Consider the following 15,393-nt stretch of genomic DNA (forward strand, 5'->3'; position numbering starts at 1 on the left):
CCTCCCCCCCCTCCCCCAACCAAAAGGCCCGACCCAGACCACCCCCACCCACCCCCCGCCCCCCCCCCCCCCCCCCCCCCCCCCCCCCCCCCCCCCGGGGAGGCGGACGGGCGACCTCAGCGGGCCGGCAGGACCGTCCCGGTGACCTCGCCGAGGGCGATCGTGGTGCCGTCCGGGCCGGGCGCCGTGGCGGTGACGGTGACCGTGTCGCCGTCCTCCAGGAAGGTCCGGGTGCCGCCGTCGGCGAACTTGACCGGCTCGGCCCCGCCCCAGGTCAGCTCCAGGAACGACCCGACCTGGCCGCGCTCCGGCCCGGAGACCGTGCCGGAGGCGTAGAGGTCGCCGGTACGCAGCGACGCGCCGTTGACGGTGAGGTGGGCGAGCTGCTGGGCCGGGGTCCAGTACATCGTGGCGAAGGGCGGCTCGGCCACCCGCTCGCCGTTCCACTCCACCGTCAGCGCGAGATCCAGCCCCAGGTGCGGGGTGTCGCGGAGGTAGTCCTGCACCGGCGGGTCCTGGTCCCGAGCGGGCACGAACGCGTCGGCGAGGGCATCCAGCGGGGTGACCCAGGCCGAGACGGAGGTGGCGAAGGACTTGCCCAGGAACGGGCCGAGCGGCTGGTACTCCCAGGCCTGGATGTCCCGGGCGGACCAGTCGTTGACCAGCACCACGCCGAAGACGTGGTCGGCGAAGTCGTCCACCGACACCCGGTCGCCGAGCCGGCTCGGCACCCCGACCACGAACCCGACCTCGGCCTCGATGTCCAGCCGGACGGACGCGCCGGTGGTGGGGCCCTGCGCGGTGGCCCGCTGCCCGGTCGGGCGGATCACGGGGGTGCCGGAGACCACCACCGTGCCGGCCCGGCCGTGGTAGCCGATCGGCACGTGCTTCCAGTTGGGCAACAACGGCGCCTGGCCGGGGCGGAAGATCTGCCCGACGTTCGACGCGTGGTGTTCGGACGAGTAGAAGTCGACGTAGTCGGCCACCTCGAACGGCAGCAGCAGCTCCACCTCGCGCAGCGGCACCAGCAGCGGCTCCACCGCCGGCCGGTGCGCCGCGTCGGTGAGCAGCTCGGTGATCCGCTGCCGGACGGCGGTCCACTGCGGACGACCGAGCGCCATGAACGCGTTCAGGGTGGGGCGGCCCAGCGCCCCGGCGGCCAGCACCAGGCCGGCCTCCTCCGCGCCGGCCAGGTCCAGCACGAAGTCACCGATGCGTGCCCCGACGCGCGGCGCGTGGTCGCCGTGCCGGAACACCCCGTACGGCAGGTTGGTCACGCCCCACGGCGAACCGTCCGCACCCGTCACCCAGCTCATTCCTCGAAGCCCCCGTTCACCAGCCCCAGCCGGATCAGATCGGTCAGTGGTTCCTCGATGCTGCACGAGCCGTACCCGACCCAGAGCGGGCGGTCCGCGTCGCGGTGCGCGCGGACCCGCTCGACCAGGCGTACCGGGTCGGTGGCGGCGAGCAGCTCGGCGATGCCGTCCACCTCGGCGTCCTCGACGGCGGCCAGGGTCGCGGCGAGCACGTTCACGAAGCCGTGGTGGGTGAAGCCGGTCTCCGGGTCGCGGTGCCGGATCGCGTGGTGCAGCCCGGCGGTCAGCTTGAACGGCAGCCCCCGGTCCCGGCAGGCGCAGATCACCGCGGCCAGCTCGACCGGGGTCGGAAACAGCTCCGCGGCCAGCCCGCCGGTGCGGAACTTGGCGGCGACCGGCAGCCCGCCGGCCCGCGCCTCGGCGACGGTGTCCAGCGCGGCCATCAGCCCGAAGGTCAGCGGGATCTCGGCGTAGACGGTGGCGCCGGCCAGCCGCTCGGTGAGCTTGACCAGGTCGGCGAGGCCGGGCTGCGGGTCCTCGCCGCGCTTGGCGACCGGCGCCTCGACCTGCCGCACGGTGAGCCGGGGGTCCGCCTCGGCGAGGGTCGCCTCCAGCCGGCCGACCGGCACGTCACCGATCACCCCGATGGCCAGGGTCGTCTCCGCTTCGAGCAGCCCGGGCAGGTCGGGCAGCGTCGAGGCGGGCAGCAGCAGCGGGCCGACCAGGTCGGCGTACCAGGCGGCGCGATGCCGGTGGTGGGCGGTCACCGCGTCCGGCAGCGACGCGCTGCCGGGCGGGAAGACGGCGGCGTCGTCGACCAGACCGGCGAAGAGACGGGTCACCTGCGTTGACACGAGACAAGAATCTACGGGACGCTACGAGGAACGGACAACAGCGTCCGATTACCGGACACCACCGGCCGGAGAACGGGACATATCGGGAGGCGAAATGCCGTACTACCGCAGGATCGGTGAGGTGCCCCGCAAGCGCCACACCCAGTTCCGCCAGCCGGACGGCAGCCTGTACGCGGAGGAACTGGTCGGTCAGGAGGGCTTCTCCTCCGACTCGTCGCTGCTCTACCACCGGCACGCGCCGACCGCGATCGTGGCCGCCGAGGAGTTCACCCCGCCCGCCTTCACCCGGGTGCCGAACCTGCCGCTGAAGCCGCGCCACCTGCGTACCCACAAGCTCGACGGGACCGGGGCGGACCCGGTGCTGGGCCGGCAGTACCTGCTGGCCAACGACGACGTCCGGATCGCGTACGTGCTGGCCGACCGGCCGTCCCCGCTGTTCCGGGACGCCACCGGCGACCACTGCCTCTACCTGGAGTCCGGCTCGCTGCGCGTCGAGTCGCCGTTCGGCGTGCTGGAAGCGGTGGCCGGCGACTACGTCATCATCCCGACCTCGACCATCCACCGCCTGGTCCCGACCGGCGACGAGCCGGCCCGGCTGCTCGCCATCGAGGCGGCCGGACACGTCGGCCCGCCCAAGCGCTACCTCTCGGTGCGCGGGCAGTTCCTGGAGCACTCGCCGTACTGCGAGCGGGACGTCCGGGGACCGGACACGCCGCTGCTGGTCGACGAGACCGACGTGGAGGTGCTGGTCCGGCACCGGCGCGGTTGGACCCGGTACGTCTACGCGAACCACCCGTTCGACGTGGTCGGCTGGGACGGGCACCTGTACCCGTGGGCGTTCTCCATCCACGACTTCGAGCCGATCACCGGCCGGATCCACCAGCCGCCGCCGGTGCACCAGACCTTCCAGGGCCCGAACTTCGTGGTCTGCTCGTTCGTGCCGCGCAAGGTGGACTACCACCCGGACGCCATCCCGGTGCCGTACAACCACCACAACGTCGACTCCGACGAGATGCTCTTCTACACCGGCGGCAACTACGAGGCCCGGCGCGGCTCCGGCATCGAGCAGGGCTCGATCTCGCTGCACCCGTCCGGTTTCACCCACGGCCCGCAGCCGGGGGCGGCCGAGCGCTCGATCGGGGTGGACTTCTTCGACGAGCTGGCGGTCATGGTGGACACCTTCCGCCCGCTGGACCTGTGCGACGCGGCGAACTCCTGCGAGGACGACGCGTACGCCTGGACCTGGGCCCGCCGGGTCTGACGCGAAGGGGCCGCGCCCCAGGTGGACGCGGCCTCTCCAGCTCCGGTCAGAACGTCGAGGCGTCGATGACGAAGCGGTAGCGCACGTCGGAGGCGAGCACCCGCTCGTACGCCTCGTTGATCTTCTCGGCCGGGATGACCTCGATCTCGGCGCCCAGCCCGTGCTCGGCGCAGAAGTCGAGCATCTCCTGCGTCTCGGCGATGCCGCCGATCATCGAGCCGGCGAACGACCGGCGGGCCGGGATCAGCGAGAACGCGTGCACGGACAGCGGGTCCTCCGGCGCGCCCACGTTGACCAGCGTCCCGTCCACGGCCAGCAGCCGCAGGTACGCGTCGAGGTCGATCTTCGCGCTGACCGTGTTGATGATGAGGTCGAACGAGCCGGCCAGCTTGGTGAAGGTCTCCTCGTCGGAGGTGGCGTGGTAGTGGTCGGCACCGAGCCGCAGCCCGTCCTCCTGCTTCTTCAGCGACTGGGACAGCACGGTGACCTCGGCGCCCATGGCGTGGGCCAGCTTGACCGCCATGTGACCGAGTCCACCCAGGCCGATGACCGCCACCCGGCTGCCCGGGCCGGCGCCCCAGTGCCGCAGCGGCGAGTAGGTGGTGATGCCGGCGCAGAGCAACGGGGCGGCGACGTTCAGCTCGATGCCGTCCGGGATGCGCAGGACGAAGTCCTCGGTCACCACCACGGCCTGCGCGTAGCCACCCTGGGTGGGCTGCCCGTCCCGGCCGATCCCGCCGTACGTCTGGATGTTGCCCTTCAGGCAGTACTGCTCCAGGCCCTTGCGGCAGTTGTCGCACTCCCGGCAGGAGTCGACCATGCAGCCGACGCCCACCCGGTCGCCGACGGCGAACCTGGTCACCTCGGCGCCGACCTCCTTGACCACGCCGGCGATCTCGTGGCCGACCACGATCGGGTATGTGGTGGGGCCCCACTCGCTGCGCGCGGTGTGGATGTCGGAGTGGCAGATGCCGGAAAACTTGATGTCGATGAGCACGTCGTGCGGCCCGAGGTCGCGTCGCTCGATGGTGGTCGGGGCGAGTGGTTCGGTCGCGGACGTCGCCGCGTAGGCGTTGACGGTGAGCACGATTCTCCGCTTCCTGCAGACATTGCGTGGGAAATGCCGATGCTCCGGCCGCCAACCACGGGCGACCGCACCGGCACAGGGAAAGCCTTCGCTCCCACCATCGGTACCCCGCAGCCGCCCCCACCCACACGTATGGAGCGTCACCCCCGCGACCGGGAATAACGTCAGCGCCGGGCGAGCACCGCGAATTCGGCGACCATCGCCACCGTGATCGAGGCCACCAGCGGCCACGGCCCGCCGACGAGCGCGTAGAGCAGCAACAGCACCGGGGCGGCCGCCACCGCGTACACCGCCAGGGCCAGGCCACGGTCGGCGCGGAGCAGCCCGGGGAGGATCGTCCCGAGCAGGCCGGGCATCCGGGCCGCGTACCGCCAGACCAGCAGCGCCGCGCCCAGTGCCGTCACCACGGCGACGACCCGGGACAGGCCCGGCGCGGCCGGGGCCAGGAAGGCGACCAGCACCGCGGCGACCAGGGACCAGCCGGCGCCGTAGATGACCAGCCGCCGGACCCCGTCGGCGATGGTCCGACCCGCGTCGCCGCGCGCCGGGTCCATCGCGGCTGCCTCGGTCAGGTGTTCCAGGGCCTCCGCGTAGCGCCGCTGCTCCAGCCGGATCACGCCCATGTCGTGCCGCGCCTCGGCCAGTTGCGGGTTCAGCCGCAACGCCTCCCGGTACGCCCGCTCGGCCAGGTCGTAGAGCTCCAGCCGGGCGGAGACCAGGCCGAGCACCAGGTGCGCCTGCGGCTCCTCCGGCGCCAGCTCGACCCCGCGCCACGCGGCGTTGAGCGCCTGCTGCCCGTTGCGCGAGCCGGACAGGATCGCGGCGGCGCTGCGCTGGGCGTACGCGTCGGTCGGCCCGAGCGCCAGGATCTCGTCCGCCGTGCTCGCGGCGGCCTTCCACCGGCCCAGGTCCACCAGGGCGAACCCGCGCGCCACCAGCGGCGGTACGGCGGTCGGTGCGGCCGCCACCGCCGCCGCGGCGGCGTCGAGCGCCTCGGCGGACCGGTCCACGGCGAGGTGCATCCGGGCCAGCATGGTCAACGCCTCGGCGTGGCCCGGGTCGGTCGCGATCAGCGAGCCGAGCTCGCCGGCGGCCTCGTCGTACCGGCCCAACTCGGCGAGGAGCTGGGCGCGCTGGAGGTAGCCGTCGGCGGCGGACTGGTCGGAGGCGGCGTCACTCGACATCCCGGCGAGCGTAGCCGCCCGTGCCCCACCCCGCCGACCAGCGCCGCCCCGCCCGGCCCGCCGCGCCGGTTCCCGGCGGACCGCCGGCCGGCCGGGAGCCGCCGTCAGGCGCTGCGGCAGGGCAGCCCGGCGGTCCGGCCGCCGCAGGTGCCGAGGCTGCACCAGCGGCGCAGGCCGGTCTCGTCGAGGAAGAGCCAGCCGCACCGCTCGTCGGGACAGGCCCGGACGGTGAGCCGGCGCGGGTCGGCGAGCAGTTGCGCGGCGCTCCACGCGGCGGCGTGCAGGGGCAGCCGGAGCCCGGCGCTGAGATCCGGCCACCAGCGGCCCCGGCCGTCGACCTCGCGACGGAACACCATCGTCCCGGCGGCGGCCTCCGCGTACCGGGCGACCGTGTCGAAGGCCGGCCGGTTCTCCGGGTCGGCCAGGCAGGCGTACAGCGCGGCGCGCAGCGCACGGGCTTCGGCGAGCACGCCGTCGGCCCCGGCGGGGTCGCGCCGGGCGAGGTGGAGCAGGCGGCTCACCGAGACCTCGTCGGTGAGTCCGACGTGGCCGCTCCACACGGCCAGGGTCCGGTAGCCGCGCAGCCATTCGCCCCGGGGTGGCGCGGGTTCGTGGCCCCAGCCCGCCAAGGTGTTGCAGAAGTCGAGCGCCGGATGCCCGCCGACGCTCCACGGCAGGCACTCCTCGCGTACCCGTACCTCGAACATCGGCCGGCCGGGACGGTCGAGCCGGTCGTCACCGTCGAGGATCCGGCGGTGCACCTCGCGCAGTCGCGACCCCGGCTCGACCCCGAGGTCGGCCACGAGGAGGTCCCGGGTGGTCCGGTAGAGCCGCAGGGCGTCGGCCCGCCGGTCCCCCCGGTGCAGCGCGGTCATCAGGCTGGCGACGAGCTGCTCCCGGGTCGGGTGGCGGGCCACCAGCGGCGCCAGTTCGCTGATCGCCCGGCGGTGCTGGCCCAGCGCGAGCCGCGCCTCCGCCCGCAGCTCGACGCCGACCAGCCGCAGTTCCTCGATCGGGCCCGCCAGCCGTTCCCGCAGCTCGTCGTCGGCGGCGTCGGCGAGCAGCGGACCCCGCCAGAGGTCCAGCGCCCGGTCGAGCAGGCGGACCCGCTCGGCGGGATCGCCCACCTCGCCCGCCCGCCGGACCAGGCCGGCGAAGTCCCCCACGTCGACGTGGTGCTCGTCGGCCTCGACCTGGTAACCCTCGCCGCGGGTGCTGATCCGCACCCCGTACGGCGTCAGCGACGCCCGCAGCCGCCCGATGTACGTGTGCACCGCACCGCGGGCCGAGGCCGGTGGCGAGCCGTGCCACAGCAGGTCGATCAGGCGGTCGGTGCCGACCAGCCGGCCGGGTTCGAGCAGCAGCACACCGAGGAGACAGCGCTCCTGACGCCGACTGCCGACCTCGACGGGCCGATCGTCGTGGCGGGCCTCGAACGGTCCGAGCAGGCGGAAGTCCATGTCACCTGAAACCGCCTGGGCCCCGTCCGAGGTTGTCGGTCCGGTGAGCCGGTGGTGTCCGCCGGCCGCCGGCCGCCCGTCACCGACCCGGGACGGGCCGGTCCGGCCGGGTCCCGCGGTGAGCGGATGGTGAGCGGGCCCGGTGACGCTGGGCCGGTCCCACCACGGAAGCACGGATGGAGTGATCATGCGTTTCCTGAGAACCGCCGGTGCGGCGCTGGCCGCGGCGGCACTCGTCGCGGCCGGACCGGTTCCGGCGTCCGCGGCGACCGGCGACATCGCCCCCGGGGCCTGGGAGCCGGCGCCGCAGGAGGAGTTCGAGCTGCCCGCCGGGGCACGCTGCGACTTCGCCGTACGGTCGGAGTCGATCGTGGACGAGGTCCGGAAGCTGACGGTGTCGACGTACCCGGACGGCTCCCCGGAGCGGGAGCTCTACCAGGGCGCGCTCATCGGACGGCTGACCAACCTGGAGACCGGGGCCAGCACGATCACCGACGCGAGCGGCAGCGCCCGGATCGAGTACGGCACCGACGGCTCGATGACCTGGTACGTGACCGGCCCGGTGCTGATCGGTTTCCGGGAGAACGGCGGCAACCTGCCGAAGGGGCTGTACATCATCGACGGCGAGTACGTCCTCGAGTTCAGCCCGACCGGCATCAAGACCCTCACGATGCGGCACGGCGCCGTGCACGACCTCTGCGCGGAGCTGGCCTGACGGCGGCCGTCCACCGGGGTCCCGGCCGGCTCAGTCGGCCGGGGCCTCGTACACCAGGGCCACCGCGATGCCGGCCAGCCCCTCACCGCGGCCGGGGAAGCCGAGGCCGTCGGTGGTGGCGGCGGAGACCGTGACCGGGGCGCCCACGGCCGCGGAGAGCACCTGCTGCGCCTCCGCCCGGCGCGGGCCGATCTTGGGGCGGTTGCCGATCACCTGGACCGACACGTTGCCGATCCGGAAGCCGGCCGCCCGGACCCGCCGGGCACTCTCGGTGAGCAGCGCGACTCCGGAGGCGCCCGCCCACTCCGGCTGGTCCACGCCGAAGTTCGCGCCCAGGTCGCCGAGGCCGGCCGCGGAGAGCAATGCGTTGCAGGCGGCGTGCGCGACCACGTCGGCGTCCGAGTGCCCGGCCAGGCCGTCCTGGTCCGGCCAGTGCAGGCCGGCCACCCAGCAGGGCCGCCCGGCTGCGAAGGCGTGCACGTCGGTGCCGATGGCCACCCGAGGAACGATCATGAGCCGAGGGTACGCGTCAGGCCCCGGCCGCCAGCAGATGCTCGGCGAGGGCCAGGTCGAACGGTCGGGTGATCTTGAGGGCCAGCTCCGACCCGGGCACGCAGAACACCGGCACACCCTGCTTCTCGACCAGGCCGGCGTCGTCGGTCAACGGGTCGCCGGCCGCCTCGTGCGCGGCGGCCAGCACCGACCGGCGGAAGCCCTGCGGGGTCTGCACCGCCCGCAGGGCGGCGCGATCCACCGTGCCGAGGACCCGCTCGCCGGCGTCGACCTCCTTGATCGTGTCGACCACAGGGAGGGCCGGGATCACCGCGTGGTGGCCGGCACGGACCGCCCCGGCGACCGATTCGATCAGCTCGGGCGGGGTGAGCGCGCGGGCGGCGTCGTGCACCAGGACGATCTCCGGCCCGGGTGGCACGGCGGCCAGCGCGGCCGCCACCGAGGCCTGCCGCTCCGCGCCGCCGGGCACCACGGTGACCGACGCCACCGGCGCGAGCAGCTCCCGGACCGCCCCGACGTCGGCCACCGGAGCGGCCACCACGATCACCCGTACCGAGGGCGCCGCCGCGATCCGGCGTACCGCGTGCACCAGCAGCGGCTCGCCGGCCAGCGGCCGGAGCGCCTTCGGCGCGCCCGGGCCGAGGCGTACCCCGGCACCGGCCGCAGGAACAAGGACCGCGACGTCACCGCGCGGATTGAGCTGCGCGGTCACGTCGCGGTCCTCGGATTTCTTTGCTACGGGGTGGGTACGACGATGCTGTGGGAATCAGGCCTCGGTCAGGACCTTGTCGAGCAGCGACTCCGCCTCGTCCTTGGTGCTCTTCTCGGCCAGCGCGACCTCGCCGACGAGAATGTCGCGGGCCTTGGCGAGCATGCGCTTCTCACCCGCGGAAAGACCCCGCTCCCGCTCCCGGCGCCACAGGTCGCGGACGACCTCGGCCACCTTCAGCGGGTTGCCGGAGGCCAGCTTCTCCAGATTCGCCTTGTAACGCCGCGACCAGTTGGTCGGCTCCTCGGTGTGCGGAGCACGGAGCACGTCGAAGACCTTGCCCAGGCCCTCTTCGCCGACCACCTCGCGCACACCCACGATCTCGGCGTTCTCAGCGGGCACCCGGACCGTCAGGTCACCCTGCGCGACCCTCAGGACGAGGTACTGCTTTTCCTCACCCTTGATGACCCGAGTCTCGATTGCCTCGATGAGTGCGGCCCCGTGGTGGGGGTAAACAACGGTCTCGCCGACACTGAAAACCATAGGTTCGAAACCCCTTTCGCTGTGTCTAGGGTAACACGCTCAGGCACCGATGTCCCACCGCTGTCCTGACCGTTGGCGCAGCTCAGGGGCCCTGTGAGAGGTATTTCTTCAGCTTGACAGGCGGTCAAACCGATGGTTTCGACACGCTCCGTGACCACGGGATGACATCCCGGTACGAGTGGCAGGAGCGTCGATATCTAGGGCGATGCGCTCCTTCCATGGTAGCTCCGGAACACGAGGTGCGCCCAGGTGTGGCGGTACGCGGACCGGTGCGGGACGCTTGAGGTGGACGTGACGTCCGCTCACCGAGACGGTTCCTGGGGGTCCGATGAGCATGCCTGACGCTGAAGGCCACGGGCCATCGGACGGGCTGCCCGGCCTGCCCCCCGAGTGGGGTCGGGTGGTCGTCCCCGACGACGCGTCCGCGCTCGCCGACGAGGCCCGCCAGATCCGCCGTGAGCTGCGCCACCAGCGCCGGCGTACGGGATGGCGCCGCCACCTCGGACTCACCCCCCGAGCGGACGGCCGCCTCCCGCTCGGGCTGCCGGTGCTGGCCCTGCTGATCTCGGTCCTGATCACACTCACCGGGCTGGCCGCGGTCACCTGGCCCCGGTCGACCCGCTCCGGCGGCAACCCCACGGTCCTTCCGTACCCCACGGCCACCCCGGCCGTGGTCGGGCCGCTGCCCGCGCTGGATCTGGTCGACGCCGGAAACTCCCCGGTGTCCCTGCGCAGCCTGCTGCCCGCGATGATCGTCCTCGTCGACGCCTGCGCCTGCCGGGAGCGGGTGACCGAGGCGGCGGCCGCCGCGCCGACCGGCGTCACCGTGGTCACCGTCACCGAAACCCGGCGGCCCGACGCCTCGCCCGTCCCGGGGGTCCGCGCCCTCGCCGATCCAGCCGGCGGCCTGCGCTCCTATCTGCACCTCGCCGCGCACCCCGGTACGGCCGCCGCGCTGCTGGTGGACCGGGAGGGCACCCTGGTCCGGGTGGTGCCCGAACTGGGTCCGGTCGAGGCGTACCGGGACGACCTGGCACGCCTGGCCACCTGATCCGCAGGTCAGGACAGCTGGAACAGCCGCGCGTCCAGGTCGACCTCGCCCGCCACGACGCTGAACCGCACCAGCAACGGGCCGCCCGAGGACTCCACCACGTTGGATTCCGCACCCTCGCCACAGCGCACGTTGCTCGGCGGCGGGTCGTACCGCGCCCCGGAGAACTCGACGACGACCGCCCCGGAGCCCGTGCACCGGATGCTCAACATGTACTGCCCGAAGTCGGACGTGCTGCTCTGCCGGGCGAGCGGCGGCTTCCCGGGCACCAGGCGCGACCGCTCGTGCCACAGCTCCAACGCGCCATCGCTCGAACCGGGCGGGGCGGTCGGTCCCACGTGCACGACCACCCGGTCCCCCGGGTCCGAACTGGTCAGCACCTGGCCGGTGACCGGGTCGACCAGCCGCACCCCCGGCTCCAGGAAGGCACCCATCGACGGGCTGGGCGACGGACCGGTCGGCCCGAGCGCCGGCGCCGACTCCTGCCACCACCACGCGCCGGCGGCCAGCGCCGCCACCGTCGTCCCGGTCAGCAGCGCGGTGCGTACCCGGTCGTCGGCAGCCATGCGGTGAGGGTAGCGGCGGCCGACCACCGCCACCGCCCCGTCAGCCGGCGCGCTCCAGCAGCGCCGCGTACAGGGTGAGGCCGGGCCCGAAGGCGAGCAGCACGATCCGCTCCGGCGGGCGCGCGGCCCGGCAAAGCCGGTCGAGGATCAGCAGCACCGTCGGGGACGAGCAGTTGCCGTGTTCGTCCAGGGTGGCCCGGGAGGCGGCCAGTGCCTCCGGCGGCAGGGCCAGCTCGCGTTCCACCACGTTGAGGATGCGCGGGCCGCCCGGGTGCACCGCCCAGCCGTCCACCTCGGCGATCGTCCGCCCGTGCCGGGCCAGCAGGTCGTCGACCAGGCTCCGGACGTGGCGCGAGAGCACCTGCGGCACCTTCGGCGACAACCCCATCCGGAAGCCGGTGTCCGTGACGTCCCAGGTCATGTGGTCCGCGGTCGAGGTGTCGGTGACCGAGGTGACCTCGCGCAGCGCGTACCCCCGGCCCCCGGGCACGACCACGGCGGCGACCGCCGCGTCCGAGAAGAGCGCGTGCGAGACGATCTGCTGGGTGTCCACCCGGGCCCCGGCCGGCTGGATGTGCAGGCTGGTCAGCTCGGCGCAGAGCAGCAGCGCCGGGCGGCCCCGGGCGGTGACGAAGTCGCTCGCCGCAGCCAGCCCGGGCAGGGCCGCGTAGCAGCCCATGTGGCCGACGAACATGCGCTGGGTGTCCGGGGCCATGCCCAGGTCCCGGGCGAGCAGGATGTCCAGCCCCGGAGTGGCGTACCCCGTGCAGGAACAGACGAGGAAGAGGCCGACGTCACCGGCGTCCAGCCCGGCGGCGGTGAGCGCCCGGCTCACCGCCTCCTTGCCCAGCGGCAACGCCTCGACCTGGTAGCGCCGCATCCGGCGCTCCGTCGGCCACTCCGAGACGTCCTCCAGCAGCGGGTTCACCGCCGCCTGCCGACGGGACACCCCGGAGTTGGCGAAGATGCGCTCGGCCAGCGCCCGGGTGGTCCCGGAGAAGTGCTTCGCGAAGAAGCCCGTCCAGAGTTCGTCCTGCGCGGCGGCCGGCGGCTGCGCCGCGCCCAGGCCCGCGATCACCGGCACGCCCATGTCCCCCACTCTCCCGGTCCCGTTCCCCACGCTCCCCGACGAGCGCCCTTCCTCCGCGGCTGCGGCGCTCGCGAAACCCGCTCACTCTGCACGCTTCACCAACGAGGAGTTGCCGTGTCTCGGTCCGGGTCGCCGCCGAGCACCGCGACGCCCAGCCAGTCGGCACAGACGTCCGAGGTGGCCGGGTGCAGCGAGCCGCACCGGGCGTCCCGGTAGAGCCGTTCCAGCGGATGCCCCCGGCGGGTGGCCGAGGTCCCGGCCGCCTCCAGCATGGACGCCGCCACCTCGGCCGCCGTGGTGCCGGCGAGCAGCTTGGCCCGCCACACCCAGCGGTTGGTCTCCGCGTCGCCGGGGGCCTCGTCGACCCGGCGGGCCGCCTCGGCCACCACCAGCTCGGCCGCCGCGGCCGCCGCGTCCGCCCGGCCCAGCCGGGCCCGGACGGCCGGCAGCCCGGCGAGGTCGCGGGCGTTCAGGTGCTCGGCGGCGGCGTCGATCGCCGCCCGGGCCACCCCGACGTAGACGGCGGCGTAGCTGGCCACCAGCCAGTGCGGCATGAGCTGGGCAACCACCAGGGCCAAGCCCTCCACCCCGCCGAGCAGCCGGTCGGCGGGGACAGTGACGTCCAGGTACAGGTCGTGCGAGGAGGTGGCGCGCATGCCGAGCGAGTCCCAGGTCGGCTCGACGGTGATCCCCTCCCCGGCCGGGACGAGGAACTGGGAGACCATCGACGGGTCGGTGGCGCTGCGGGCCGCCACCAGGTAGCCGTCCGGGTGGCCGGCGCCCGAGCAGAAGGTCTTCGCGCCCTTGAGGTGCCAGCCGCCGTCGACCGGCTCGTAGACCGTGCTGAGCCGGGACAGCCGGGCGCCGACGCCGCGCTCGCTCATCGCCACCGCGTACCAGGCGCCGTCGGCCGCCGCGCGGAGCAGCCGGTCCCGGGCGGCCAGCGCCTCGTCCGGTACGCCGAGCGCCTCGGCCAGCTCCTCGGTCACCGCGCCGAGCGCCCCGGTGACCGAGGCGTGCATGTTGAACACCAGGGCGGTGGCGCCGTTGCCCCGGGCCAGTTCGGTGGCGACGGCGGCGTACTCGGCGAAGGTGGCCCCCGCCCCATCCAGCTCGCGGGGCACCATCAGGCCGAAGAGCCCGGCGTCCCGCAGGTCGGCGAAGTCGTCGACCGGGAAGGAGCCGTCCCGGTCGTGGTCCGCCGCGCGGGCGGCCAGTCGCGGCGCCAACCGGCGCGCCGCCTCCAGCGCGTGCACAGTCATCGAACCCCCTTCTCGGCGTCCCAATACCCCGGGCGGCCCCGGCTACCCGCTCCGGACCCCGTGCCCCTGGTAGAGCACGGCGGTGGACCAGGTCGGCACGATCCGCGGCTCCCGGCCCGCCGTCCCGATCGGCCGGCCGGCCGGGCCGGCGCCGCTCCACAGCCGACGCAGCAGCCAGGCCAGCGTGCCGCCGACCGCCGGTCGGATGCCGCGCAGCCGCAGCTCGACGCCGTGCCGGGCACACTCCACGACCAGCGCGCGGGCGTCCACGAACAACCGTGGGTCGTGGATCCCCCGAGGCACGGTGGGCAACCGCTCGCCGAACTCCACCGCGATCAGCCGGGCCAGCAGGGTGTCGTTCAGGGTGTCCAGCACCAGCAGTCCCCCGGGCCGCAGCAGTCGGCACGCCTCGGCCACCGCCCGCCGCCAGTCCGGTACGTGTTCCAGCAGCTCACCGGCGGAGACGACGTCCGCGCAGCCGTCCGCGAGCGGAACCGCGACGGCATCGGCGTGGAGCACCGTCACGCCGTGCGTGACGGCCTGGTCGAGGGCGGAGCGGGTCAGGTCCACCCCGACGTGCCGGTAGCCCTTGCCGACCAGGTGCGGAGCGAGCAGCCCGGCACCGCACCCGAGGTCGACCAGCAGGGCGTCCCTCCTGGACGCCGGCGGCACCAGCGCGGCCCGGGCCCGGGCCAGCCAGTGCAGCATCGCGAAGGCACCGTCCGGTCGCCACCACTCGTCGACCAGGTCGTCGTACTGCCGGGGATCGTTGGGCGACAGCACCCGGGACGGAGTGGACACCGGGGCCGCAGCACACATGCACCGAGCGTGGCACGACTCCCGGGTAACGACCAGACTTCCCTTATGTCGTCGTCGGTGTTAGGGCTGGTCAGGGCGAGCCATCCGGAACCGGCCGCCGCGGTCACCGTGGTGGCCGGGCTGCTGGCGGCCGGGGTCGGGCACCGGCCGGCCGGGATCGCCGCCGTGGTCGGCACCGTGCTGGCCAGCCAGCTCGCGGTCGGCTGGAGCAACGACCTGCTCGACGCCGACCGGGACGCCGCGGTGGGGCGTACCGACAAACCGGTGGCCACCGGCGCGGTCGGCCGACGCACCCTCGGCCGCGCGGTCGTCGTCGCGGCCCTCGCCACCCCGCTGCTCGCGCTGACCACGGGTGGCGCAGCGGCGCTCTGCGCCACCCTGGGGCTGCTCTCGGCGCTGCTCTACAACTGGCCGCTGAAGTCGACACCGGTCTCGGTGCTGCCGTACGCGGTCTCCTTCGGCGCGCTTCCGGCCTTCGTGGTGCTGGCCCTGCCGGGCGCGCCCGGCCCGCCGGCCTGGTTGGTGGCCGCCGCCGCCTGCCTCGGCGCCGGGGCGCACTTCGCCAACGTCCTGCCCGACCTGGCGGACGACGCCCGGACCGGGGTGCGCGGACTGCCGCACCGGCTCGGGCCGGCGGGCAGCCGGGCGGCCGCCGCCGGGCTGCTGCTCGCGGCCACCGTCACGCTCGTCGTCGGGCCGCCCGGACCGCCGTCCTGGGCGGGCCTGTCGGCGGTCGCCGCCGCCGTCCTGGTGCCGGCCGTCGGTGGGTACGCGAGCCGCGCCGCCGGCCGCGCCGGCGGCCGGCCGGTGGCCGCCTTCCGGGCGGTCATGGTGGTGGCGCTGATCGACGTGGTGCTGCTGGTGGCGAGCGGTCGGGTGGTGTGACGGGTCACCGGGAAGGTGGCATTACCGGGTCGGCGTGCGGCCCTCGATCAGCCCCAACTACCCTGGAGCGCGGTCTGC

At 74.3% G+C, this 15,393-nt stretch carries 16 protein-coding genes; 4 read left to right on the forward strand and 12 right to left on the reverse strand.

From position 1 onward, the window contains the following. Nucleotides 1-116: 116 nt before the first annotated feature. On the reverse strand, nucleotides 117-1,316 hold the full coding sequence (gene fahA, locus ACZ6S5_RS11130; protein ID WP_465999843.1) for a fumarylacetoacetase: 1,200 nt from the start codon (nucleotides 1,314-1,316) through the stop codon (nucleotides 117-119). Continuing rightward, a complete protein-coding gene (locus tag ACZ6S5_RS11135; RefSeq protein ID WP_465999844.1) occupies nucleotides 1,313-2,170 on the reverse strand; it encodes a hypothetical protein in 858 nt (285 codons plus the stop codon). The genes fahA and ACZ6S5_RS11135 overlap by 4 nt, the downstream gene beginning before the upstream one ends. A 94-nt stretch (nucleotides 2,171-2,264) precedes the next feature. Here ACZ6S5_RS11135 and ACZ6S5_RS11140 point away from each other — a divergent pair, with 94 nt between their 5' ends. Beyond that, the gene (locus tag ACZ6S5_RS11140; RefSeq protein ID WP_465999845.1) at nucleotides 2,265-3,431 is read left to right on the forward strand and encodes a homogentisate 1,2-dioxygenase domain-containing protein; all 1,167 of its coding nucleotides are present in this window, start codon (nucleotides 2,265-2,267) and stop codon (nucleotides 3,429-3,431) included. Between the two features lie 46 nt (nucleotides 3,432-3,477). On the opposite strand, the gene ACZ6S5_RS11145 is transcribed toward ACZ6S5_RS11140, so the two are convergent. The 3 genes from ACZ6S5_RS11145 to ACZ6S5_RS11155 form a co-directional block, all read right to left on the reverse strand. Continuing rightward, entirely contained in the window at nucleotides 3,478-4,518 is a 1,041-nt protein-coding gene (locus ACZ6S5_RS11145) for an NAD(P)-dependent alcohol dehydrogenase (protein WP_465999846.1), read from the reverse strand. A gap of 164 nt (nucleotides 4,519-4,682) precedes the next feature. Further along, on the reverse strand, nucleotides 4,683-5,702 hold the full coding sequence (locus ACZ6S5_RS11150) for a tetratricopeptide repeat protein (RefSeq protein ID WP_465999847.1): 1,020 nt from the start codon (nucleotides 5,700-5,702) through the stop codon (nucleotides 4,683-4,685). Between the two features lie 104 nt (nucleotides 5,703-5,806). Next, a complete protein-coding gene (locus ACZ6S5_RS11155; protein ID WP_465999848.1) occupies nucleotides 5,807-7,162 on the reverse strand; it encodes a BTAD domain-containing putative transcriptional regulator in 1,356 nt (451 codons plus the stop codon). Nucleotides 7,163-7,349: 187 nt separating this feature from the next. Between ACZ6S5_RS11155 and ACZ6S5_RS11160 the strand changes: the two genes are divergently transcribed. After that, the gene (locus ACZ6S5_RS11160; RefSeq protein ID WP_465999849.1) at nucleotides 7,350-7,877 is read left to right on the forward strand and encodes a hypothetical protein; all 528 of its coding nucleotides are present in this window, start codon (nucleotides 7,350-7,352) and stop codon (nucleotides 7,875-7,877) included. A 30-nt stretch (nucleotides 7,878-7,907) separates the two neighbouring features. Here ACZ6S5_RS11160 and ispF read toward each other — a convergent pair whose 3' ends face one another. Genes ispF through ACZ6S5_RS11175 form a run of 3 tightly spaced genes read right to left on the reverse strand, consistent with a single transcriptional unit; the run spans nucleotide 7,908 to nucleotide 9,642 of the window. Beyond that, nucleotides 7,908-8,390, reverse strand: coding sequence for a 2-C-methyl-D-erythritol 2,4-cyclodiphosphate synthase (gene ispF, locus ACZ6S5_RS11165; RefSeq protein WP_465999850.1), 483 nt, complete (start codon nucleotides 8,388-8,390; stop codon nucleotides 7,908-7,910). A gap of 16 nt (nucleotides 8,391-8,406) precedes the next feature. Continuing rightward, nucleotides 8,407-9,102, reverse strand: a complete 696-nt coding sequence (gene ispD, locus ACZ6S5_RS11170; protein WP_465999851.1) for a 2-C-methyl-D-erythritol 4-phosphate cytidylyltransferase — start codon at nucleotides 9,100-9,102, stop codon at nucleotides 8,407-8,409. Between the two features lie 54 nt (nucleotides 9,103-9,156). Continuing rightward, nucleotides 9,157-9,642: a CarD family transcriptional regulator gene (locus ACZ6S5_RS11175; RefSeq protein WP_465999852.1), complete on the reverse strand. Its 486-nt coding sequence runs from the start codon at nucleotides 9,640-9,642 to the stop codon at nucleotides 9,157-9,159. A gap of 328 nt (nucleotides 9,643-9,970) precedes the next feature. On the opposite strand from ACZ6S5_RS11175, the gene ACZ6S5_RS11180 reads away from it, so the two are divergent. Beyond that, nucleotides 9,971-10,693, forward strand: coding sequence for a hypothetical protein (locus ACZ6S5_RS11180; RefSeq protein ID WP_465999853.1), 723 nt, complete (start codon nucleotides 9,971-9,973; stop codon nucleotides 10,691-10,693). 8 nt (nucleotides 10,694-10,701) lie between these two features. Here the strand turns inward: ACZ6S5_RS11180 and ACZ6S5_RS11185 are convergent, their stop codons facing one another. The 4 genes from ACZ6S5_RS11185 to ACZ6S5_RS11200 form a co-directional block, all read right to left on the reverse strand. Beyond that, nucleotides 10,702-11,259 (reverse strand): hypothetical protein, encoded by a 558-nt coding sequence (locus tag ACZ6S5_RS11185; RefSeq protein ID WP_465999854.1) that lies wholly within the window; start codon nucleotides 11,257-11,259, stop codon nucleotides 10,702-10,704. Nucleotides 11,260-11,299: 40 nt separating this feature from the next. Continuing rightward, the gene (locus tag ACZ6S5_RS11190) at nucleotides 11,300-12,349 is read right to left on the reverse strand and encodes a type III polyketide synthase (RefSeq protein ID WP_465999855.1); all 1,050 of its coding nucleotides are present in this window, start codon (nucleotides 12,347-12,349) and stop codon (nucleotides 11,300-11,302) included. Nucleotides 12,350-12,444: 95 nt separating this feature from the next. Continuing rightward, nucleotides 12,445-13,611, reverse strand: coding sequence for an acyl-CoA dehydrogenase family protein (locus ACZ6S5_RS11195; protein WP_465999856.1), 1,167 nt, complete (start codon nucleotides 13,609-13,611; stop codon nucleotides 12,445-12,447). A 42-nt stretch (nucleotides 13,612-13,653) separates the two neighbouring features. Then, nucleotides 13,654-14,430, reverse strand: a complete 777-nt coding sequence (locus ACZ6S5_RS11200; RefSeq protein ID WP_465999857.1) for a methyltransferase domain-containing protein — start codon at nucleotides 14,428-14,430, stop codon at nucleotides 13,654-13,656. A gap of 45 nt (nucleotides 14,431-14,475) precedes the next feature. Between ACZ6S5_RS11200 and ACZ6S5_RS11205 the strand changes: the two genes are divergently transcribed. Then, the gene (locus tag ACZ6S5_RS11205) at nucleotides 14,476-15,315 is read left to right on the forward strand and encodes a UbiA family prenyltransferase (protein ID WP_465999858.1); all 840 of its coding nucleotides are present in this window, start codon (nucleotides 14,476-14,478) and stop codon (nucleotides 15,313-15,315) included. Nucleotides 15,316-15,393 lie beyond the last annotated feature (78 nt).

It is taken from the genome of Micromonospora sp. NPDC051924 (assembly GCF_055586005.1).

Coding starts and splice junctions, on each gene's coding strand:
- ACZ6S5_RS11180 (WP_465999853.1), top strand. CDS start 9,971: ATGAGCATGCCTGACGCTGAAGGCCACGGGCCATCGGACGGGCTGCCC.
- ACZ6S5_RS11140 (WP_465999845.1), top strand. CDS start 2,265: ATGCCGTACTACCGCAGGATCGGTGAGGTGCCCCGCAAGCGCCACACC.
- ACZ6S5_RS11150 (WP_465999847.1), bottom strand. CDS start 5,702: ATGTCGAGTGACGCCGCCTCCGACCAGTCCGCCGCCGACGGCTACCTC.
- ACZ6S5_RS11175 (WP_465999852.1), bottom strand. CDS start 9,642: ATGGTTTTCAGTGTCGGCGAGACCGTTGTTTACCCCCACCACGGGGCC.
- ACZ6S5_RS11200 (WP_465999857.1), bottom strand. CDS start 14,430: ATGTGTGCTGCGGCCCCGGTGTCCACTCCGTCCCGGGTGCTGTCGCCC.
- fahA (WP_465999843.1), bottom strand. CDS start 1,316: ATGAGCTGGGTGACGGGTGCGGACGGTTCGCCGTGGGGCGTGACCAAC.
- ACZ6S5_RS11195 (WP_465999856.1), bottom strand. CDS start 13,611: ATGACTGTGCACGCGCTGGAGGCGGCGCGCCGGTTGGCGCCGCGACTG.
- ACZ6S5_RS11185 (WP_465999854.1), bottom strand. CDS start 11,259: ATGGCTGCCGACGACCGGGTACGCACCGCGCTGCTGACCGGGACGACG.
- ispF (WP_465999850.1), bottom strand. CDS start 8,390: ATGATCGTTCCTCGGGTGGCCATCGGCACCGACGTGCACGCCTTCGCA.
- ACZ6S5_RS11190 (WP_465999855.1), bottom strand. CDS start 12,349: ATGGGCGTGCCGGTGATCGCGGGCCTGGGCGCGGCGCAGCCGCCGGCC.
- ACZ6S5_RS11205 (WP_465999858.1), top strand. CDS start 14,476: ATGTCGTCGTCGGTGTTAGGGCTGGTCAGGGCGAGCCATCCGGAACCG.
- ACZ6S5_RS11160 (WP_465999849.1), top strand. CDS start 7,350: ATGCGTTTCCTGAGAACCGCCGGTGCGGCGCTGGCCGCGGCGGCACTC.
- ACZ6S5_RS11155 (WP_465999848.1), bottom strand. CDS start 7,162: ATGGACTTCCGCCTGCTCGGACCGTTCGAGGCCCGCCACGACGATCGG.